Annotated in this window: 15 protein-coding genes and 1 tRNA gene; 3 read left to right on the plus strand and 13 right to left on the minus strand. The window is 59.7% G+C overall.

What is annotated here, in order from left to right; genetic code table 11:
• Positions 1 to 20: 20 nt before the first annotated feature.
• The 10 genes from epsI to ACCD07_RS15855 all read right to left on the minus strand — a co-directional run bounded on the left by epsI (position 21) and on the right by ACCD07_RS15855 (position 11307).
• Positions 21 to 710, minus strand: a complete 690-nt coding sequence (epsI, locus tag ACCD07_RS15810) for an exosortase-associated protein EpsI, B-type (RefSeq protein ID WP_413447889.1) — start codon at positions 708 to 710, stop codon at positions 21 to 23.
• Positions 707 to 1624, minus strand: coding sequence for an exosortase B (xrtB, locus tag ACCD07_RS15815; RefSeq protein ID WP_413447890.1), 918 nt, complete (start codon positions 1622 to 1624; stop codon positions 707 to 709). The genes epsI and xrtB overlap by 4 nt, the downstream gene beginning before the upstream one ends.
• Complete coding sequence (gene epsG / locus ACCD07_RS15820; protein WP_353404243.1) at positions 1624 to 2511, minus strand: chain length determinant protein tyrosine kinase EpsG; 888 nt, start codon at positions 2509 to 2511, stop codon at positions 1624 to 1626. Before epsG ends, xrtB begins: the two co-directional genes overlap by 1 nt.
• 18 nt (positions 2512 to 2529) lie before the next feature.
• A complete protein-coding gene (gene epsF, locus ACCD07_RS15825; protein WP_353404242.1) occupies positions 2530 to 3939 on the minus strand; it encodes a chain length determinant protein EpsF in 1410 nt (469 codons plus the stop codon).
• Between the two features lie 47 nt (positions 3940 to 3986).
• A complete protein-coding gene (epsE, locus tag ACCD07_RS15830; protein ID WP_413447901.1) occupies positions 3987 to 4778 on the minus strand; it encodes a polysaccharide export protein EpsE in 792 nt (263 codons plus the stop codon).
• Positions 4779 to 4814: 36 nt separating this feature from the next.
• On the minus strand, positions 4815 to 5780 hold the full coding sequence (locus tag ACCD07_RS15835; protein WP_413447891.1) for an EpsD family peptidyl-prolyl cis-trans isomerase: 966 nt from the start codon (positions 5778 to 5780) through the stop codon (positions 4815 to 4817).
• A 247-nt stretch (positions 5781 to 6027) separates the two neighbouring features.
• Positions 6028 to 7407 carry an undecaprenyl-phosphate glucose phosphotransferase gene (locus ACCD07_RS15840; protein ID WP_413447892.1) on the minus strand — a complete coding sequence of 460 codons (1380 nt, stop codon included), beginning with the start codon at positions 7405 to 7407 and terminating at the stop codon, positions 6028 to 6030.
• An 8-nt stretch (positions 7408 to 7415) separates the two neighbouring features.
• Positions 7416 to 8573 (minus strand): XrtB/PEP-CTERM-associated polysaccharide biosynthesis outer membrane protein EpsL, encoded by a 1158-nt coding sequence (epsL, locus tag ACCD07_RS15845; RefSeq protein WP_353404240.1) that lies wholly within the window; start codon positions 8571 to 8573, stop codon positions 7416 to 7418.
• Between the two features lie 123 nt (positions 8574 to 8696).
• Positions 8697 to 9359, minus strand: coding sequence for a CAAX prenyl protease-related protein (locus ACCD07_RS15850; RefSeq protein WP_413447893.1), 663 nt, complete (start codon positions 9357 to 9359; stop codon positions 8697 to 8699).
• 34 nt (positions 9360 to 9393) lie between these two features.
• Entirely contained in the window at positions 9394 to 11307 is a 1914-nt protein-coding gene (locus ACCD07_RS15855) for an ATP-binding cassette domain-containing protein (protein ID WP_353404238.1), read from the minus strand.
• A gap of 197 nt (positions 11308 to 11504) precedes the next feature.
• On the opposite strand from ACCD07_RS15855, the gene ACCD07_RS15860 reads away from it, so the two are divergent.
• The 3 genes from ACCD07_RS15860 to ACCD07_RS15870 all read left to right on the plus strand — a co-directional run bounded on the left by ACCD07_RS15860 (position 11505) and on the right by ACCD07_RS15870 (position 15276).
• Positions 11505 to 11579: transfer RNA gene (locus tag ACCD07_RS15860), tRNA-Arg, on the plus strand.
• Between the two features lie 484 nt (positions 11580 to 12063).
• Complete coding sequence (locus tag ACCD07_RS15865; RefSeq protein ID WP_353404237.1) at positions 12064 to 13836, plus strand: DUF1800 domain-containing protein; 1773 nt, start codon at positions 12064 to 12066, stop codon at positions 13834 to 13836.
• Positions 13837 to 13845: 9 nt separating this feature from the next.
• Complete coding sequence (locus ACCD07_RS15870; protein WP_353404236.1) at positions 13846 to 15276, plus strand: DUF1501 domain-containing protein; 1431 nt, start codon at positions 13846 to 13848, stop codon at positions 15274 to 15276.
• 45 nt (positions 15277 to 15321) lie between these two features.
• Here the strand turns inward: ACCD07_RS15870 and ACCD07_RS15875 are convergent, their stop codons facing one another.
• The 3 genes from ACCD07_RS15875 to ACCD07_RS15885 are packed head-to-tail and all read right to left on the minus strand — an operon-like array spanning position 15322 to position 17997.
• Positions 15322 to 16581 carry an oligosaccharide flippase family protein gene (locus ACCD07_RS15875; protein ID WP_353404235.1) on the minus strand — a complete coding sequence of 420 codons (1260 nt, stop codon included), beginning with the start codon at positions 16579 to 16581 and terminating at the stop codon, positions 15322 to 15324.
• 1 nt (position 16582) lies between these two features.
• Positions 16583 to 17638, minus strand: a complete 1056-nt coding sequence (locus ACCD07_RS15880) for a nitroreductase family protein (RefSeq protein ID WP_353404234.1) — start codon at positions 17636 to 17638, stop codon at positions 16583 to 16585.
• Positions 17614 to 17997 carry a hypothetical protein gene (locus ACCD07_RS15885; protein ID WP_353404233.1) on the minus strand — a complete coding sequence of 128 codons (384 nt, stop codon included), beginning with the start codon at positions 17995 to 17997 and terminating at the stop codon, positions 17614 to 17616. Before ACCD07_RS15885 ends, ACCD07_RS15880 begins: the two co-directional genes overlap by 25 nt.
• Positions 17998 to 18004: the final 7 nt, after the last annotated feature.

Raw genomic sequence — 18004 nt, forward strand, 5'->3', positions numbered from 1 at the left:
ATCGCATCCGGTGCCGCGCCTTATGGGCGACGCGGCGTGCCGACGAAACGCACGCGTGATTGCGCCGGCAGCGCGTCGACAATCTGCCGTACGAACTGGTCTTGCACCTGAAACGCTGCCTGAGGATCGTTGGAAATCGACGACACACGGAAAATCAAGCCATCCGGAATCTGGCCGCGGAAACCGTAGCTCAACTGCGCGAACTTGGTGTCGTAACCGCCCAGCACGACCTTGTCCGCCATCGTCGTCCAATAGGTGACCGGCTCATTGCGGCTGCCCAGCGAAGTCTGCAGACGCTTGACGCGCAACGCGCCCAGATTGGTCATCAAGATGCCCTTGGTGGCCGACGCCAGGTTGAACCCTTGTGCGGGATAGCAAACTTCCGGATAGTGCAGCTGCAGGCCGCTGGTCTGGTCCGCACCATAGGCGATCGACAGCATGATGCGTTCACCGTTGCGGTTGATGTAGTTGCGCGACAAGGTGTGGGTGTAGATTTTCGCCAGCTCGCTGGCCGCTTCCGGATTAATGACCTGCGCCATCAGTTCCTTTTCCTCGGTCCAGTCGCCAAAAGCGGTTGGAATCTCGTGCTCCAGCACCAGCGGCGGGCGCACGTCGGCAAGCCGCTCGGTCGGCGTCATGATCTTGGCCAGCACGGCGGACGACACCATCAGCACGCCCGCCACCAGGCTGATACGCAAAGTCTGTTTCATGGCGGGGTTCCTGTGGGAGAAATGCTGCGCAGCTGGCGGCGCGAGACGAACCATTGCAGCAGCGTGTCGATGCCGAGTATCAGGCTCAGTGCGCTGATGAACAGCACCATGCCCGCAAACCCGTGCAGGAAGCCCTGCCCCGCGGCATCGCCGAAATAATAGGTGATCAGGGTCAACACGATGACGCGGATCACATTGGCCGAGAAGGAAATCGGAATGATGAACAGCGCCAGCGTGATGTTACGGAAGGCCGACGTGTGGCGCACCACGTTCAGGTAGAACAGGCCCAGCGCTTCGAGCGTCAGCAGCGTCTGCAGGCCGGCGCAGGCGTTGGCCACCAGCAGCTGGTACTGGCCGATCTGCAGGATCACGCCGGCCCGGGCGATCGGGTAGCCTGCCGCGTACAGCAACTGCTCGGTAGCCCACGACACCGCCATTTTCATCGGCATGGTCAACATGATCACCAGCTCGGCCGGCAGCGGTATCATGAACAGCATGAAGAAGAACGGGAACCACTGCACGCGCAGTGCGGTCCAGCCGCGCAGGATCAGCACCAGCGACGCGGTCAGGCAGATGAAGGAACCAATTTCCAGGATATAGATCTGCTGCGAACGGCCGACGATGTAGGCCAGCAGGCCGGCGGTGAACGGCAGCCAGCCGAAGCGGGCGCCGCGGCCGCCGGCGCTGCGCGCCAGCATGTCCGGCCACTGGCGGTAAAGCAGCCAGCACGACAGCGCCAGGATGATGGGGCCGTGGGCCTGGTCTTCCGTGGCCCAGACACCCGTAAACAAACGATAGAAACTGGGCACGAACAGGCTGGCCATGCCCAGCAGGACCGGCCACAGATCGGCCAGACCCACCTTCCAGCCGGGTACGCGCCCGCTGCTGGCGGCTTGTGTGACCGAATCCTGCATCAGAACTCAACCAGTACCGAACCGACCACCTTGGAACCGCTTTGCAACAGCTGTTCGGTCATCGTGTTGATATCGGTGAGCAGGGTTTCATTTTTGCGCGCCACCAGCAGCACGCCGCCGGCGCGGGCGGCGATCGACAGCAAGTCGGCGCCGGTCGCATAGGCCGGCACGTCATACAGCACGACGTCGTAGTTCTGTTCCAGCGTGGCGTTGAGCGAGCCGAAGGAAGCGCGGCTCAGCAACTCCTGCGGATTCGGCGGCAGCGTGCCGGCCGGCAACACCGACAGCGAGACGAAGGAGTCGATCCTGGCCACGGCCTCCGTGCCGGCGCGGCCGGCCAGGATGTCGGACAGGCCAGCGCGCGCCTGCAGGTCGAAGATTTCGTTCTGGCGCGGACGGCGCAGGTTGGCGTCGACCAGCAGCGTGTTTTCGCCCAGCTGGGAAAACACCACGGCCAGGTTGGCGGCAAAGATGCTGACGCCGTCACCCTGGTTGACACCGACGATGGCCAGCGACTTGCGGCCGCTGGCGAACCAGCGCAGCATCAGCTGGCTGCGCACGGCGCGCAGCGTTTCCACTTGCGGGCTGAACGGGCGGAACGCCGCCGCCAGCTGGTTGGAGAACTTGGTCTCGCCCTCTTGCAGATAGGGGTAGTCGAACTGGCGCGCCAGCACCTGCTGGATGTCCTGCTCGGTGATCAGGCCGAGGCGCTGGGCCGCTTCGCCGAAGCGGATGCCCAGTTCCTTTTGCATGCGCAGCACGCGTTCGGCGTTTTCCGGCGTGATTTTGCCGGAGGCCAGCAGCAAGCCGCCGATGCTGGAGTCGCCCTTGCGCGGGATCGGTGGGACCGGATTGACCGGCGAGACAAGATTGGGAGTGGTGGTCATGGAAGGTTCCATCTCTGATTAATTCAGGCGCAAAGTGCTACGGCGGAGGAACAGGCCCTTGAAGCGCGATTTGCGGTGCTTGGCCTGGTTCCAGTCAATAACGCCCAGCACGGGGATGTCGAGCATGTCGGCCAGATCGCTCTGCGAGCGCACGCGGCGGTCGAACAGTTCCATCAGGAAGCCCAGGCCGACGCCCAGCATGGATCCCAGCACGATCGCCAGCGCCGTGTTGATCAGGATCTTCGGGCTGTAGGGCTTGACCGGCGCCACGGCGGGATTCAGCAATGCGACGTCCGACTGCTCGGCCTGGCCTTCGATGCGGGTCTGCGACAGGCGCACCGAGGTGGCGTCAAACGCGCGCTGCGCGCTCTCGACATCTTTCTGCAGCACGTTCAGTTCGTCACGGGTGCGGTTCAGCGCCAGCACCTTGTTCTTCTGCTCCTGCAAAGCGGAGCGGATCTGCGCTTCGCGCTGCATCAAGATCTGCGCATTGTTGCCGACGGTGTTCGAGGCGGCCTTGGTCTGCGCCTTCAGGTCGGCGCGCAACTGGTCCACTTCGGCCTTGGCGCTTTGGTATTGCGGATGGTTCTTGTCCAGACGCTGGGCGACGTCGGCGAATTTCGATTCGGCCGTGCTGAGCGCGACCTTCATGTTCTGGATCAGCGGGTTGCCGGCCACATCAGGCGATTCTCCCGACTCGCCGCTCGCCATGCGCTGGCGCGACTGCGCTTCCATCAGCTGGCCCTGGGCCGCGACCAGTTGCGCCGACAGGTCGTTGAGGCGGTTCGATTCGACGTCGAGGCGGTTGTCGACGCTGACGATGCCGTTTTCCTGCTGGTATTTCGACAGGCGGCTTTGCGCCACTTCCACCGCGTCGCGCAGCAACTTGGACTGGTCGTTGAAATAGGTGGTGGCCTTTTTCATCGGATCGACCTTCAGCTGGATATTGGCGCGCTGATACTCTTCGGCAAAAGCGTTGGCGATGGCCGCGACGAACTGCGGGTCGGAACCCTTGAAGCTGATCTCGATGACGCTGCTCTCGCGCGATGGCACGATCTCCAGCTTCTTCAGCAACAGCTCGGCCAGCCAGTCGCGCACTGTACCCTGGCCGTCTTCCGAGTCGTTGAACTGCTCGATGACAGCCGGGCTCTGCGCCAGCTTGAGCGCGTCCACCACACGCAGCGCCACGTTCTTGCTGGTGATGATGTCGATCTGCGTCGCCACATAGCCCGGCAGCAGCTGGCCCGGCATCGACATGCCGGTCAACGGATCGACACCCTTGTAATTGAGCAGGACCGACGAGGTCGCTTTATAGGTTTTGGGCAGGATCAGGCTGACCACCACCGTCACCGCCACGGTGAACAGCAACGTCAGCAGGATGATTTTTTTGCGCGCCCGCAAAACCAACAGGATTTGGGAAAAATTCATGGCGATGCTTTCATTTCTGGACTAAAAAAGACGACGGTGACCCGGCTTTAGAACAAGCTTTCCTTGACATAGACGACATCGTCAGGCTGCAGCAGATCGTCATGCTTGACGTCCAGCGTCTGCAACTTGCCGTCGGCGCCGCGGCGCTTGACACGCACGCCGCGTTCGGTGCCGCGCTGGGTCAGGCCGCCGCCGGTCGACAGCGCCTGCACCACGGTCATGTTGCGCTCCAGGCGGAACACGCCCGGACGCTGTACTTCGCCATAGATGTAAAAGCGCGGCGCGCGTTCGACGTAGATGACGTCGTTGCTGGTCAGTTCCAGATCGCGGTTCAGGTCGCCGGTACGGGCCATTTCCACCACGTCCACCACTTCGCGCACGGTCTTGCCGTCGCCAGTCTTGCGGATCAGGTCGATTGTTTCACCGCCGTCGGCGCTCAGACCGCCGGCCAGCGCCAGCAGGTCCAGCACGCTGCGTTTGCCTTCAATCGGATAGCGACCAGGACGGTTGACCTGTCCCAGCACCGATACCTGCTGGCTTTGCAGCACAGTGACCAGGATGTTGACCTGCGGTTTGCGGACGAACCCGCCGCTCTCCAGCATGCCGGCGATTTTCTTTTCGGCGTCGGCGGTCGACAGGCCGCCGATCTCAACTTCACCGATCAGCGGGAAGGTGATCTTGCCGGCCTCGTTGACCCGCGTTTCCGTGGTCAGGTCGGGACTACCGTACACCGTCACCTTGAGCACGTCGCTCGACCCCAGCTTCACGTCGGCCGCGCCGGCACTGCCCATCGCGGACATGCACAGCACCGCCAATATCCATCCCATCAATCGTTTCATCATATGCCCTGTTCGTGAAGAATTAAATTTGCACGCTTATTTCAAGCCGGCCACACCGCGGTCGTTCGCCTCCGACGAACTGGCCGCCGGCGCAGCCGCCGCCGGTGCGGCTACCGCCGCCGGAGCTGGGGCAGCGCCCTGTTCGGCAGCCTTGGGCGCTGCGGACTTGTTCAGATATTCGATCTTGGCGCCGGCCCGCAGACGCGCCAGTTCGGCGTCGGTGGCTTCCTTGGTGCGCTTGTTGACCAGGAATTGCTCGATCTGCGGCGCCGCCATGTCCAGCGTCACCGGCGCGTCCTTGATCTCGGCGATCGAAATCAGCAGGCTGCGCGCGCCTTCCTTGATGATGAATAACTGGCCCTTGGGCAGGGCCAGCAGCTTGCTGGACAGCTCGGGCGGCAGGTCGGCGCTGGTGCGGGTGAGCTGGGCGCGGCTGTAACGCACCTTGTGCGCGTCCATCCATGCAGCCACTTCCTCCAGCGACTTGGAGGCGTCCATGGCAGCCTTCAGCGGAGCGTCGACGTCGGCCGTGGCCAGCACCAGCTCACGCATGTCGAACTGCTTACGACCGGAAAAGAATCCAGGATTTTTCTGGAAGTACTCTTCAACCTCGGTACGGCTGGGCTTGGCGACATTGCCTATGCGCTTTTGCATATAAGCCTGGGCCAGGATCAGCGACTTGGCGCGCTCAATTGCCTGCACCACTTTTGGATCGCGGTCGGTCTTATCTTTTTCCGCCTGCTCCTGCAGCAGCTGACGATCGATCAACGCTTCCAGCAACTGCTTGCTGGCCGCTTCCTGCTGGGCCGGCGCAACGCCGGAACGCTGCAGTTCCTCGTTCAGTTGCAATACGGTGATTTCGTTGCCATTCACGCTGGCCAGCGTCTGACCAGGCTTCTTGGATTTGTCCCCGCAGGCGCTCAGGCCGGCGGCGGCGATCAATACCAGCACCGCGCAAGCGAGCCGTTGTCGGTACATGCTGTTTAAGTGATTCAAAGTCATTCCTTCAATAAAACCATGTAAATGGCAGACATGTTGCAATTGCACATAAAACTGCTGGAGCCTCCGGCCATCCGGCGGCACCCAGACTCCTGCAAGCCACGCCTGTCCAACCTTCTAAAAATCAAGGGCTGCGCCAGCACTACGCAACCGCGGCCAAAAAGTATGCCCGCAACAATTATACCTGTCAATATTATAAACACTCTTGACATTCTTAACACGTTTTTTGCTGCAGTGCGACACCTTGTCGTTAAAACGCGTTTTCGCGCTTCAATACCACTTTAACCGTGCACAGGATAATCCAGATATCCAGCCACAGCGACCAGCTGCGCAAATAATCCAGGTCGTATTGGATGCGCGCCTCCATCTTGTCCAGCGTTTCCGTCTCGCCGCGCAGGCCGTTGACCTGGGCCCAGCCGGTGATGCCGGGCTTGACCTTGTGGCGCAGCATATAACCCTTGATCAGCTTCCGGTACTGCTCGTTGTGCGCTACCGCGTGCGGGCGCGGCCCCACAATACTCATCCGCCCCTGCAGTACGTTGATGAATTGCGGTAACTCGTCCAGGGAACTCTTGCGCAGGAAGGCACCGATCGGCGTCACCCGTTGATCGCCCTTCCTCGCCTGCACCACCTTGTCGCCGTCCTCGGTCACCGTCATCGAACGGAACTTGTAGACGATGATCTCTTCGCCATACAGCCCGTAGCGGCGCTGACGGAAGATCACTGGACCGGGCGACCCCAGCTTCACCAACAACGCGATCACCAGCATGATTGGCAGCAACATAATCTGGATGGCAAGTGCCAGTACGATGTCACTGACACGCTTGACCATGCTGTTGAAGCCGGTGAAAGGCGTCTCGCAGATGGCGATCACCGGCATGCCCGCTACGCTGTCGAAACGGGCCTGCATCAGGTCGAAGACATAGATATCCGGCAAGAAATATACCGAAGCGGTGGTGTCCTGCAGTTCATCGATCAACTTGCGGATGCGCGGCTGCGCAGAAATCGGCTGGCTAATATATATCATCTTGACGTTATGGGCGCGCACGTATTGCGCGACGTCATCCATTTTCCCCAACATTTCGTGGCGCAAGCCCGGCGGACGACGCAATTCCATGCGGTCGTCGAAGAAGCCGCGCACCTGCATCAGGTGCCCCGCCTGGTTCTCAATCTTCTCGGCAAACCGCAGGCCCAGGTCGTTGGCACCGACGATCACCACCGAGCGCACCTCGCTGGCGCGGCGGCCGTTGCCGGTCCACCAAGTGGCGACGTAGTTCACCAGCAAGGCCAGCGGCGTCACCAGGAGCCAGGCGGTGACTGCCTTACGGTCGTACAGCGAGATCAGGCCACTGCATTTACCTAACAGCAACAGGATGGCGGCAATGATGGCCCAGCCCACCAGCACGCCGCGCACATAGCCCAACATGTGGCCGCGCCGCCAGTTGCGATAAGGATCGACATAGGCGTACACCGAGGTGGACACATAGAACGCCAGCACCATCAAAATCAACATATAACCGTTGAATGGCGCGCCGACGGCGGCCGAGCACAGGTACAGGCTGCCCATGATGATCAGGGGATCCAGCACGCGCTGAAAAAAAGCTACCAGGGGAAGATCACTAATATTCATCGTGCGGCTCAAAACTGGATGCTGGCGTTTAGCGACACGCTGCTGGAGCGGTAGCCACTGCTGAACAGGCGGTTGCTGGGGTCGCGCTTGTCATGCGCGTACGTGACACCGAGCTGGCTGCTTTGCGTCGGCGCGTAAGTGGCGCCCACGCTGGCTGCGCTGGTCTTGTCGTTGTAACTAACCGGCAGCACGGAGGCGATCAGGCCGGTGAAGTCGCGTTTCTCTCTGCGCAGTTGCGCGTCGAGGCGGATCTTGGCCGACACGTCCCAGGCGGCGCTGACGCTGGCACCCTTGCCCAGCGCATAATTCAGCACGCTCGACTCGACCGCGGTGAACTCGCGCCAGGCGGCCGCGTTGAAACGCAAGCGTTCGCGCGGCGCCCACTGCGCCGTCACGCGCGCGTTGGTGCCGCTGGAATCGTGCTCGACGCTCTGCTCGTGCCGGCGCTTGACGCGGCCGCCGAGGAACTGCAGCTGGGTGACATCGCTGACGCGCCACAGCACCTTGAGCTTGAGCTCGTCCTGGGTGTAACCCGACTCCTGGACGAAGGTGCCCTGGCGCACCGCGTCCGGATAGTTGCCGGTCAGGCGGCGCGCCACCAGGCCGACCGTGCTGCCGGTGCCGGCCAGGAAGTCGAAGCCGGCGTCGGTGGCTTTTTCTGTGCGGTTGTTGAAGCGCTGCGAGGCCAGATCGTAGTCGAAGGTGTCCTTGATGTAGCCCGCATGGACCTGCCAGTGCGGTTGGAACAGCCAATTGATGTCGTAGAAGCCGTGCTTCTGCGTCTTCAGGTTGCGCTGGTTGGTGTGAAAATCCGAGAACGGCGCGATGGTCTGCGAGTACGTCGCGCCCAGGTGACCGGTCAGCTGGTTGCCCAACACCCAGTTCCACGTGGCCTGCAGATCCTCGCCGCTGTAGTCCAGCTGGCTGAAGTGGTCGAAACTGACGCGGCTGGCCTTGGCCGAGCCGACGAACATCTGGCGGCCGACCGGGCGCTCGAACGTGAAGCCGGCTTGAAGCTGGCGCACGTTGTCGCTGCGCATGCCGTCCACCTGCTGGCCATCTTCCAGGCGCAGCAGGTTGTCGTCATGGGTATAGCCAATCGCGGCGAACGGGTGAATCGTGTCGCTGAGCGCGGCCTGGGCGGGCGAACTGAACGCGGCACCCACGACCAAAGTCCAAGCCACCAAGGCGGAGGGTTGCAATGCAAGGCAGCCACGGCTGCCGGGAGAGAATTTCAAATAGATCGACATTGGTTGTTTTGTCTTAAAAATCTGTTGCTAGAAAACACGCTACCAGTAGGTCCAGTTGGCCGTGGCCAACACCCAAACGCCCAGCAGTCCATTGGTCACCGCGTGTGCCAGGATGGGCGACCACAGGCTGCGGCCACGCATGTACAACACGCTGTAAACAGCGCCGGCCACCACGCCGGCAAACCATAAATTGTGCTCCAACCCAAATAATATCACCGTGACAACAGTTGTAGAAAGTTTTACACCAGCCGGATTGACCGACAGGAATTTTTTGTTGTCCAGCCAGCGCATCAGGTAGGAACGCCAGAACAGTTCTTCCATCACCGGCACCACCAGCGCCGCGCCGGCCAGGCGCACCGCCGCAAGCGGATAATCAATCCGGCCCTGCACGCGGGGATCGAAACCGGCCGAGCTGCCCATCACCATCCACGACGCATCCAGCCATATCCATAACAAAAATACCACAATGCCCGCCGACACCGCGCCAGCCACCGCCGTCCAGCGCCACTGCGGCCGCGCCAGTTCGATGTAATCCCGGCGAAACAGCCACAACAACGTCAGCACGCAGGCTATCTTGACACCGTACAGCCAGCGCAGCGCGTACGGCCCGTAACCGAGCCGTCCCAGCATGTCGGAGATAAAGAGGAAAAACATGTACAGCGCGAACGGCAGGATGCGCACCAGCGCGGCGCGCTCAAACATTGACATTACCCATGCAAACTATCTCATAAGAAAGTTAAGCCTTGGCGCGCGCTTCGATCGCCTCCCATTTTTCCAGCGCCGACAGCAGTTCGTCCTCGATCTCCGCCACGCGCGCGTTCAGGCGCTTGGCTTCGGCCGGGGTCTTCTTGTAAAAGTCCGGATCCGACAGCTGCCCGGCCAGCACCGCCTGCTCATCCTCTAGCGCGGCAATCAACTTTGGCAATTCATCAAGTTCCCGCTGCTCTTTATAACTGAGCTTTTTCTGCTTTGCAATCGAATTTTGCTGCGACGCAGCAGCCGACGCCGCGGCGGGCGCCGGCTTGACGGGGGCTTTGGCCGCCAGCGCCTGCTGGGCTGGACGCATGCGCTCCCAGTCGCTGTAGCCGCCGACGAATTCACGCCAGTTGCCCTCGCCTTCGGCCACGATCACCTGTGTCACCACGTTGTCGAGGAAGGTACGGTCGTGGCTGACCAGGAACACGGTGCCCTGGTACTCTTCCAGCAATTCTTCCAGCAGTTCCAGCGTCTCGATGTCCAGGTCGTTGGTCGGCTCATCGAGCACCAGGCAGTTGGCCGGCTTGGCGAACAGGCGCGCCAGCAGCAGGCGGTTGCGCTCGCCGCCGGACAGCGACTTGACCGGCGAGCGTGCGCGCTCGGGCGCGAACAGGAAATCGTTCAGGTAGCTCATGACGTGCTTGCGCGCGCCGTTGATCTCGACCCAGTCGCTGCCCGGGGCGATGGTTTCCATCAGGTTGGCTTCCTCGTTGAGCTGGGTGCGCATCTGGTCGAAGTACGCCACCTGCAGCTTGGTGCCCAGCTTGGCGACGCCGCCGTCCGGCTGCAATTCGCCCAGGATCATTTTCAGCAGCGTGGTCTTGCCGGCGCCATTGGCGCCGATCAAGCCGACCTTGTCGCCGCGCAGGATGGTGCCGGTGAAGTTGCTGACGATGACGCGGTCGCCGAATTTCTTGCTAACGTTTTCCAGTTCCGCCACGATCTTGCCGGAACGCTCGCCCGACGACACCTCCAGCTTGACCTGGCCCTGCTGCTCGCGGCGGGCGGCGCGCTGCAGACGCAGCGCCTCCAGGCGCCGCACGCGACCCTCGTCGCGCACGCGGCGGGCCTTGACGCCCCGGCGTATCCACACCTCCTCCTGCGCCAGCACCTTGTCGAACTTGGCGTTTTCCACTTCCTCGTTTTCCAGCTGCTCGGCCTTGCGCACCTGGTAGGCGGTAAAGTTACCCGGGAACGACAGCAAGCGGCCACGATCGAGCTCGATGATGCGGGTGGCGACGTTATCCAGGAAGGAACGATCATGGGTAATGAACAGCACACTGCCCTTAAAGTCGCGCAGCAAGCCTTCCAGCCACATGATGGAGGTGAAGTCCAGGTGGTTGGTCGGTTCATCGAGCAGCAGCACGTCCGGCGCCGAGACCAGCGCGCGCGCCAGGGCCACACGCTTTTGCATCCCGCCGGACAGTGTCTTCATCAGCATGTCGCCGGTCAGGTTCAGCCGGTCCAGCACGGTTTCAACCTTGTTCGGCAGGCTCCAGGCATCGGCCGCGTCCAGCAAGACCTGGACGTCGTGCATGCGCTCCATGACGGCGTCGTCATTGCCCTGGCCGAACTGGGAAGTCAGCGCGTCGTATTCCTTGAGCAGGTCCTGCAGATCGCCCATGCCGGAAGCGACCGCGTCGAACACCGTCATTTCCGGATCGAACACCGGCTCCTGCTCGACGTAGGCGATCTTCAGCCCCTGCTGCATCACCAGCAGCCCGTCGTCCAGCTTGAAGCGGCCGGAAATGATCTTCAGCAGCGACGACTTGCCGGTGCCGTTGCGGCCAATCAATCCGACGCGCTCGCCGGTTTCCAGTGAAAATTCCGCGTGGTCGAGCAGCGCGACGTGCCCAAACGCCAGTTGCGCCGAGGATAGAGTTATGACAGCCATGATAGAAAGAGAGGTACTCGACAACGCCACGCCCGAAGGCGGCCGCACCGTCGATAGGTGAATGAAGCCAGTATTGTACTGGCAGACGGGGCGCCGGCCACGACTTCTTATGTGTCCGACAAGGCGGTTGCTTCCTTTCCCCGCCAAAAGCCGATATGATAGCCGCTCGCTGCGCCCCACCTGGCGGTCGCGCGCGTGTCACCATAGTTCAACGGATAGAATGGGGTCCTCCTAAGACCTTGATACAGGTTCGATTCCTGTTGGTGACACCATCCCCCAGCCCCCCTCCAGCCTTTTCCACACCCCGTTTTCCCGCCTGACGCATCTGACGCTCCTCCCTTGTTACAATTTCGGGCGAGCAAAAATGTTAAATTGCATGGTACTATCCTGTCGCTCCTATAAGCCAAGATGTTTTTGGCAACTCCCATATAAAAACCTCAATATCTGCCAATTTCAACGCATCTACGCGCAATTATCAGATTGGAATCGTCACAAAAAAATCCCTTCCCCTGTGAAAAAACTGTGTCCAACAGTTAATTTTCCGTTGTCGAAATCTGACATTTCAAATAAACCATCTTAGTTTTCTTTTAGAAAAGTTCGCTTAATTTGTGGCGAACTTCGTCTAATTTCGGCCGGAAAAATAGTTAGTCGTAAACATTGCTCAAATGATGAGCAAATAAATTTGAATTCCCGTGTGGAAATACTTTCCACGGGGCTACAATTCATCATCGATTCAACCTTTCGAGGACAACCGCAATGAATTCCGCTACTATCCGAACGATGATCGCCGCAACGTCGTTTGCAGTCCTTACCGCATGCGGCGGCGGGAGCGCCAGCAACGGCGTTGGCGTTAACAACGGTACGGTTACCAGCGCCGAGATCGTTACCAGCAGCACTACCGGCAGCAGCCGCGTATTGAGTGGTGGCAGCCAGCTACTGGCCAGCCTGACCACCAGCGGCGACAGCATGGTTACGACGCCGGAAATGGCTTCGCGCTTCCTTGCTCAAGCCTCTTTCGGCCCGAACATGGGGCTGATTAATTCGGTGGTCGCCAGCGGCCCGTCGGCATGGCTGGAAGCTCAGCTCAATTTCATTCCGGCGCCCACCTATCGTTCGTATATCGAAACCTTGGCAGCGGCGGGCTCCCCCGCCGCCCAAGCGCAGTTCAATGAGTTTTTCTGGAAACGTGTAATGGAAGGCAACGACCAGTTGCGCCAGCGCGTGGTTTTTGCACTGTCACAAATCTTTGTCGTGTCGTTTGAAGACGCAACCTTGGCCGAGCACACGCGCGGCATGGCTGATTACTACGATATGCTGGGCAAAAACGCCTTCGGCAATTACCGCCAACTGCTGGAATCGGTTGCCCTTCATCCGATGATGGGCGTTTATCTGTCCAGCATCCACAACCAAAAAGAGTCGGGCAATCGCCTGCCAGACGAAAACTTCGCGCGCGAAATCATGCAACTCATGTCCATTGGCTTGTACAAGCTGAACCAGGACGGCAGCCAAGTGATTGTCAACGGCAAGGCAGTCGAAACCTACACCCATGACGACGTCATGGGCATGGCCAAAGTATTTACGGGCTGGAGCTTCTCCAATACCGACAAACTCGCCAGCCGCTTCATCGGCACGATCAAGGACCCGGATTGGGAAATCAAGCCAATGGTCATGTATCCGGCTTTCCACTCGACGTCGGAGAAAACCTTCCTTGGCAAAACAATTCAGGGCACGACCACAGGCGAAGCCGACCTGAAAGTCGCACTCGACACCTTGTTTAACCATCCCAATGTTGGCCCGTTCATCGGTCGCGAACTCATCCAGCGCCTGGTTACCAGCAACCCCAGCCCTGCCTACATCAGCCGCGTGGCTGCTGCTTTTGCCGATAACGGCTCTGGCGTACGCGGCGACATGAAAGCGGTGATCCGCGCGGTCCTGATGGATAGCGAAGCGCGCGATTTGAGCGCCGGCGCTGAAAAAGTACGCGAACCGCTGATCCGCCTGGCTAACTGGATGCGCGCATTCAACGCCACCTCCGCCTCAGCTCGCTATCTGATTCCTAGCCTGTATGATCCCATCTATGGCCTGGCACAGTCCCCGCTGCGTTCGCCGTCCGTGTTCAACTTCTACCGCCCTGGCTATGTACCACCTGAGTCCCAACTGGCCGACGCCGGCATGGTGGCCCCGGAGATGCAGATCGTCGCTGAACCCAGTCTGATCGGTTATCTCAACTTCATGCAGAATGCCGTCTCCAGCGGTGTGGGAACCAACCTGGACGTTAAACCCAACTATCAGAATGAGCTGGTATTGATCGACAATCCGGGCAAACTGGTGGACCGCATTAACCTGCTGCTGCTGAACGGCAACATGTCATCCACCCTGCGTTCACAAATCATCGCCGCCGTCAGCTCCATCGAGCGCCCGGTAGCGACCAGCAGCAATGCCGCACTGGTGACACGGCTGGCAAACTACCGCGTCTACATGGCTGTTTTCCTTGCCATGGCCTCGCCCGAATATATCGTACAGAAATAAGGAGTCGACATGAGCAAGCACAATTTTTCTCGCCGCAACTTCCTCGGTTCGATGGCCGCGCTGGCCGGTGGCGCCGCAGCCCCCTTTACCGTGAATCTGGCAGCGATGAGCTCGGCCGCCGCGCAAACCGCCAGCGACTACAAGGCCCTGGTCTGCCTCTATATGGCCGGCGGCAATGACGGTTTCAACACCGTGCTGGCTACCGACAGCACCTCGTGGAACGAATATCAGCGACTGCGCGTCACTACCGACGGCAATTCGATCGCGTTGCCCGGCCTCGGCGCTGCTGGGGGAATCCTGCCGATCGCACCTCTCAACGATCAGGGCCGCACTTTCGCCCTGCATCCGGGATTGACGACCGTGAAATCCCTGTTCGACGTCGGCAACGCCGCCATCATCGCCAACGTCGGCACCTTGGTACAGCCTACCACGCTGACCCAGTACAAGGCGGGCTCGGTAGCGCTGCCTCCAAAACTGTTTTCGCACAACGATCAGCAATCAATTTGGCAATCGAGCAGCCCGGAGGGTGCAATCTCGGGCTGGGGTGGACGTATGGGCGATGTCGTGGGCTCCGCCAACAGCAACTCGACCTTCGGCTGCATTTCGATATCCGGCAACGCAGTATTTCTGGCGGGCAAACAAACACGGCAATTGCAAATAGCGCCTACCGGTCTGCCTGGGATCCTCAACCTGAACACATCCTTGTTCGGCACGTTGCCTGGCGCTAACCCGCTGCGCGCCATCATTACCGGGCAAGGCAGCGACAAATTCCAGAACGATCATGCCGCCGTGGCCAGCCGCGCCATCACCGCGCAAGCGACGCTGACCAACGCCATGGCGCCGGCCGGCGCTGGCGGCATTCCCAATCCGACGAACTACATCAATCCCAACACCGGCATGTCGACGCCAAATCCGCTGGCGCTGCAGTTGCAGGCGGTGGCGCGCGTGATCGCCGGCCGTGACGCCTTGGGTGTGAAACGACAAGTGTTTTATGTGAGCATGAGCGGTTTTGACACCCACGCGCAGCAAAAGACCGCGCATGCCGACTTGATGGCGCGGCTCGACCATGCCATCGCTTACTTCAACACGACAATGGCGGCGCTGCAGGGCGCCGATATGCGGAAGCAGGTGACGCTGTTTACTGCGTCGGACTTTGGCCGCACCTTCACCTCTAACGGCAACGGTACCGACCATGGCTGGGGCTCGCACCACTTCATCGTAGGCGGCGCAGTCAAAGGCAAGGATATTTACGGCAGCTTCCCGGTCACGGGCGTTGACCACGCGCTGGATGTGGGGTCAGGTTCACTGCTCCCCACCACGTCAGTGGATCAGTACGGCGCAACGCTGGCCTTGTGGTTTGGCGTATCGGCCACGCAGTTGGCGGCCGTATTCCCGAACATCGGCAATTTTGCCGTCAAAAACCTCGGCTTCATGGGCTAAGCCCAGCGGCCTCCACTACCGGAAAGTAGTGGAGGCCGGTCACAATCAGGACAGTTTCACCGCCCGCAATTTGCGCAATGAAAATAAAGCAGGTGCCAACTTCAGCACCGCGACGACGTAGATAACCAGACCCACGCCCAACGAGCCGGCCACCGCGTATCCCATGCCCCATAGGCCGTATGCCGGCACTAACACCCACGCCAGCACTACAAGACTGGAGATGATACCGATCTGCACGAAAGTGCGGATGCCCGGCTTATCCAGCGCCACCAACAGAATGCCGAAACCGGCAGCCAGGCAACGGATGAACACCGCCAGCGCTATGCCCCCCCACAGCAGATTGGCGTCGGCGAACTGGGTACCCATATACAGGTTGACCAGATGCGGCATGATCCAGTAAATGCTGCATGCCCCGGCGGCACCCACGGCGGCCAACGACAAGATCATCTGCATGACGACGCGGACTGGGTGCGTCTGATGAATCGCGCGCGAAAGCACCGGGATGTAGACGCTGGAAGCGATCTGCACAATCGATAGGCTCATCTGTAGAACCTTGGCACCGATCTGGTAATTGCCCAGAGCGTGCAGCCCAAGCAAGTGCCCTACCAGCAGAGTGTCGATCTGGTTAAACGCTGCCGTGATAAAGCTGTCGGCGGCATACCATGTACGCTTACGCAACATCGCGGGTACCGTTTTCAACGCCACGACAATGCGGCCGGACGGGTAACTGAAAATGGCAGCTTTACGGCGCGCCATGAATACCGTGAAGGCCATCGCAAATAGCCGTGAAATCAGGAAAGCCAGCGTTACCGGAACGATGCGCGGCGCCAGAAAGCATACTGAGCCGACCAGCAGCAGGTGGAACAGCGAGGTGCAGACGGATGTGACTGTCTCTTCATTGTAACGCGTGGTGGCGCGGAAGATCAGCAAAATAAAGTCAGTTTGCATCGCAACAAATGACGCCAAGCTAATCAGCAGAAACAGGTTGAAGTCTGCCATCGTGACCAGGCCGCCAAAATACAGGCCCAGTCCACCGAGGCCGTAGCACACTATTCCCATGCCGATGCGAAATACCAGATAGTCGTTCATGATGCCTGTCGCGCCTGGCACATCTACCGACATTTCGCGCAGCGCCGGGTTGGAACAACCATAATCCGCCACCAGGCCGATCAGGCTGGCGTACACCATGAACAGCGAGAACTGGCCCAGTTCGACCGGACCCAGTACTTTACCTATCAATAGGAATACCAGCGTCTGACTCAATATTCGGGCAAACATCGAGGAAGTTGCGAATATTGTCTTCATGTCAGTCCGGTTGTTTCTTTTTCCAGTGCTGAATCACGCGCGTCACCAGCAACGGATTTTTCCTGCTGGAGAACGGCACGACAACCTCGTCAGGAATATGGCCAACCGCGATCAGCATGATAATCGACTCCCACGACTCCAGCCCCAACAGCTCGCGCATGACTTGGGTCTGGCTGTTGGTCTTGCTCCAGTTCAGACAGCACGAGCCAAGTCCACGCAAATGCAGACCATAGATCAGCGACATGGCGAACATACCGCCGTCCATCCAGCCTTGGTTGCGCTCACCCGCCTGCCAGAAATTGCGCAGATCGACGGTCACCACCAGCAGCTTGTTGACAGCCTGGGAGAAGCCGCGCGCGCCCATTTGCAGGTTCAGCGCGGCCTGCACCAGTTCCGGATCGGCGATCACATGGACCGAACCCGACTGCCGATTGCACACCACCGGCGACTTCTGCGCGACGCGGATAGCCGCCTCGATATCGGCGATATCCACTTCACGGTCACTGAAGGCGCGGATGCTGTGGCGTTGCATGAAGAATTCCTCGGAGACCGGTGCCACCGACCGCATGATTTCCTCGCGCTTGACCAAGCGGGTGCCGCCCATCTGGGCGCCAGTCTCGGCTGCCGGCACCGCCGCGATTAACTTCTGGATTTCAGTCTTGCAAGGATAATCTGGAAAGTGGTGGTTTTCATGGTAGACCGCATATGTAGCAAGCACATCACGTGCCGACATCAGGATAGGATGACTGGGGCCATATAGGCGCTGGTATTTCTGGATCGCCAGGATCAGATTTGTCAGGTTTTCCTTGCCAAACCCCAATCGCGGCTCGGGCAACGACAGTCCCTTTTCAATATTGTGGTAAGTCGCAGTAATGCGCGCCAGCAGATTTGCCTCCGGGGTGCCATCCAACGTGCCAGAAAACTTCAGGTATCTGGAAAAGTCCTTAATGTATTCCAACAACACCTGAGGTGCAGCTTTGGCAACGCGGTACAGCAGACGACGGCGCTTGGGAACATCACCGCCGCCCAAGATCAGATTAGAAAACGGTTTATCCATTTGCATGTCAATAAGTCAGAGAAAAGGAAGAAATCGATGGTTAAGAACGTCGTGGCGGCAAAATGAGGCGCCACGCCGACAGCGCCAGAGAAATGCTGCGACACAGCAAGCAAGGTTGTCAACGCCAGCTTACTGACATCCGTGATAACGGAATGATAACCGCCATGATAGGGAAACGGTAGAAAATTCAACAGAATAAGGCGTATTCCTTGTTGAAAAAGCTTCCCCAAAGCAATGACACAGCGCAGCAAGACGAGTGCTTCAATAAAAACAATAGAAATTGCGTTAAAAACACCATAATTCTTGCTTTTATTTCTACCCCAATGACGCTCCCACAGAACGGTTACCGCAGCGCGCATTCCATTG

It is taken from the genome of Duganella sp. Dugasp56 (genome assembly GCF_047304105.1).
Classification (GTDB): domain Bacteria; phylum Pseudomonadota; class Gammaproteobacteria; order Burkholderiales; family Burkholderiaceae_D; genus Rugamonas; species Rugamonas hordei.

Coding starts and splice junctions, on each gene's coding strand:
- epsI (WP_413447889.1), bottom strand. CDS start 710: ATGAAACAGACTTTGCGTATCAGCCTGGTGGCGGGCGTGCTGATGGTG.
- xrtB (WP_413447890.1), bottom strand. CDS start 1,624: ATGCAGGATTCGGTCACACAAGCCGCCAGCAGCGGGCGCGTACCCGGC.
- epsG (WP_353404243.1), bottom strand. CDS start 2,511: ATGACCACCACTCCCAATCTTGTCTCGCCGGTCAATCCGGTCCCACCG.
- epsF (WP_353404242.1), bottom strand. CDS start 3,939: ATGAATTTTTCCCAAATCCTGTTGGTTTTGCGGGCGCGCAAAAAAATC.
- epsE (WP_413447901.1), bottom strand. CDS start 4,778: ATGAAACGATTGATGGGATGGATATTGGCGGTGCTGTGCATGTCCGCG.
- ACCD07_RS15835 (WP_413447891.1), bottom strand. CDS start 5,780: ATGACTTTGAATCACTTAAACAGCATGTACCGACAACGGCTCGCTTGC.
- ACCD07_RS15840 (WP_413447892.1), bottom strand. CDS start 7,407: ATGAATATTAGTGATCTTCCCCTGGTAGCTTTTTTTCAGCGCGTGCTG.
- ACCD07_RS15850 (WP_413447893.1), bottom strand. CDS start 9,359: ATGTTTGAGCGCGCCGCGCTGGTGCGCATCCTGCCGTTCGCGCTGTAC.
- ACCD07_RS15855 (WP_353404238.1), bottom strand. CDS start 11,307: ATGGCTGTCATAACTCTATCCTCGGCGCAACTGGCGTTTGGGCACGTC.
- ACCD07_RS15865 (WP_353404237.1), top strand. CDS start 12,064: ATGAATTCCGCTACTATCCGAACGATGATCGCCGCAACGTCGTTTGCA.
- ACCD07_RS15870 (WP_353404236.1), top strand. CDS start 13,846: ATGAGCAAGCACAATTTTTCTCGCCGCAACTTCCTCGGTTCGATGGCC.
- ACCD07_RS15875 (WP_353404235.1), bottom strand. CDS start 16,581: ATGAAGACAATATTCGCAACTTCCTCGATGTTTGCCCGAATATTGAGT.
- ACCD07_RS15880 (WP_353404234.1), bottom strand. CDS start 17,638: ATGGATAAACCGTTTTCTAATCTGATCTTGGGCGGCGGTGATGTTCCC.
- ACCD07_RS15885 (WP_353404233.1), bottom strand. CDS start 17,997: ATGCGCGCTGCGGTAACCGTTCTGTGGGAGCGTCATTGGGGTAGAAAT.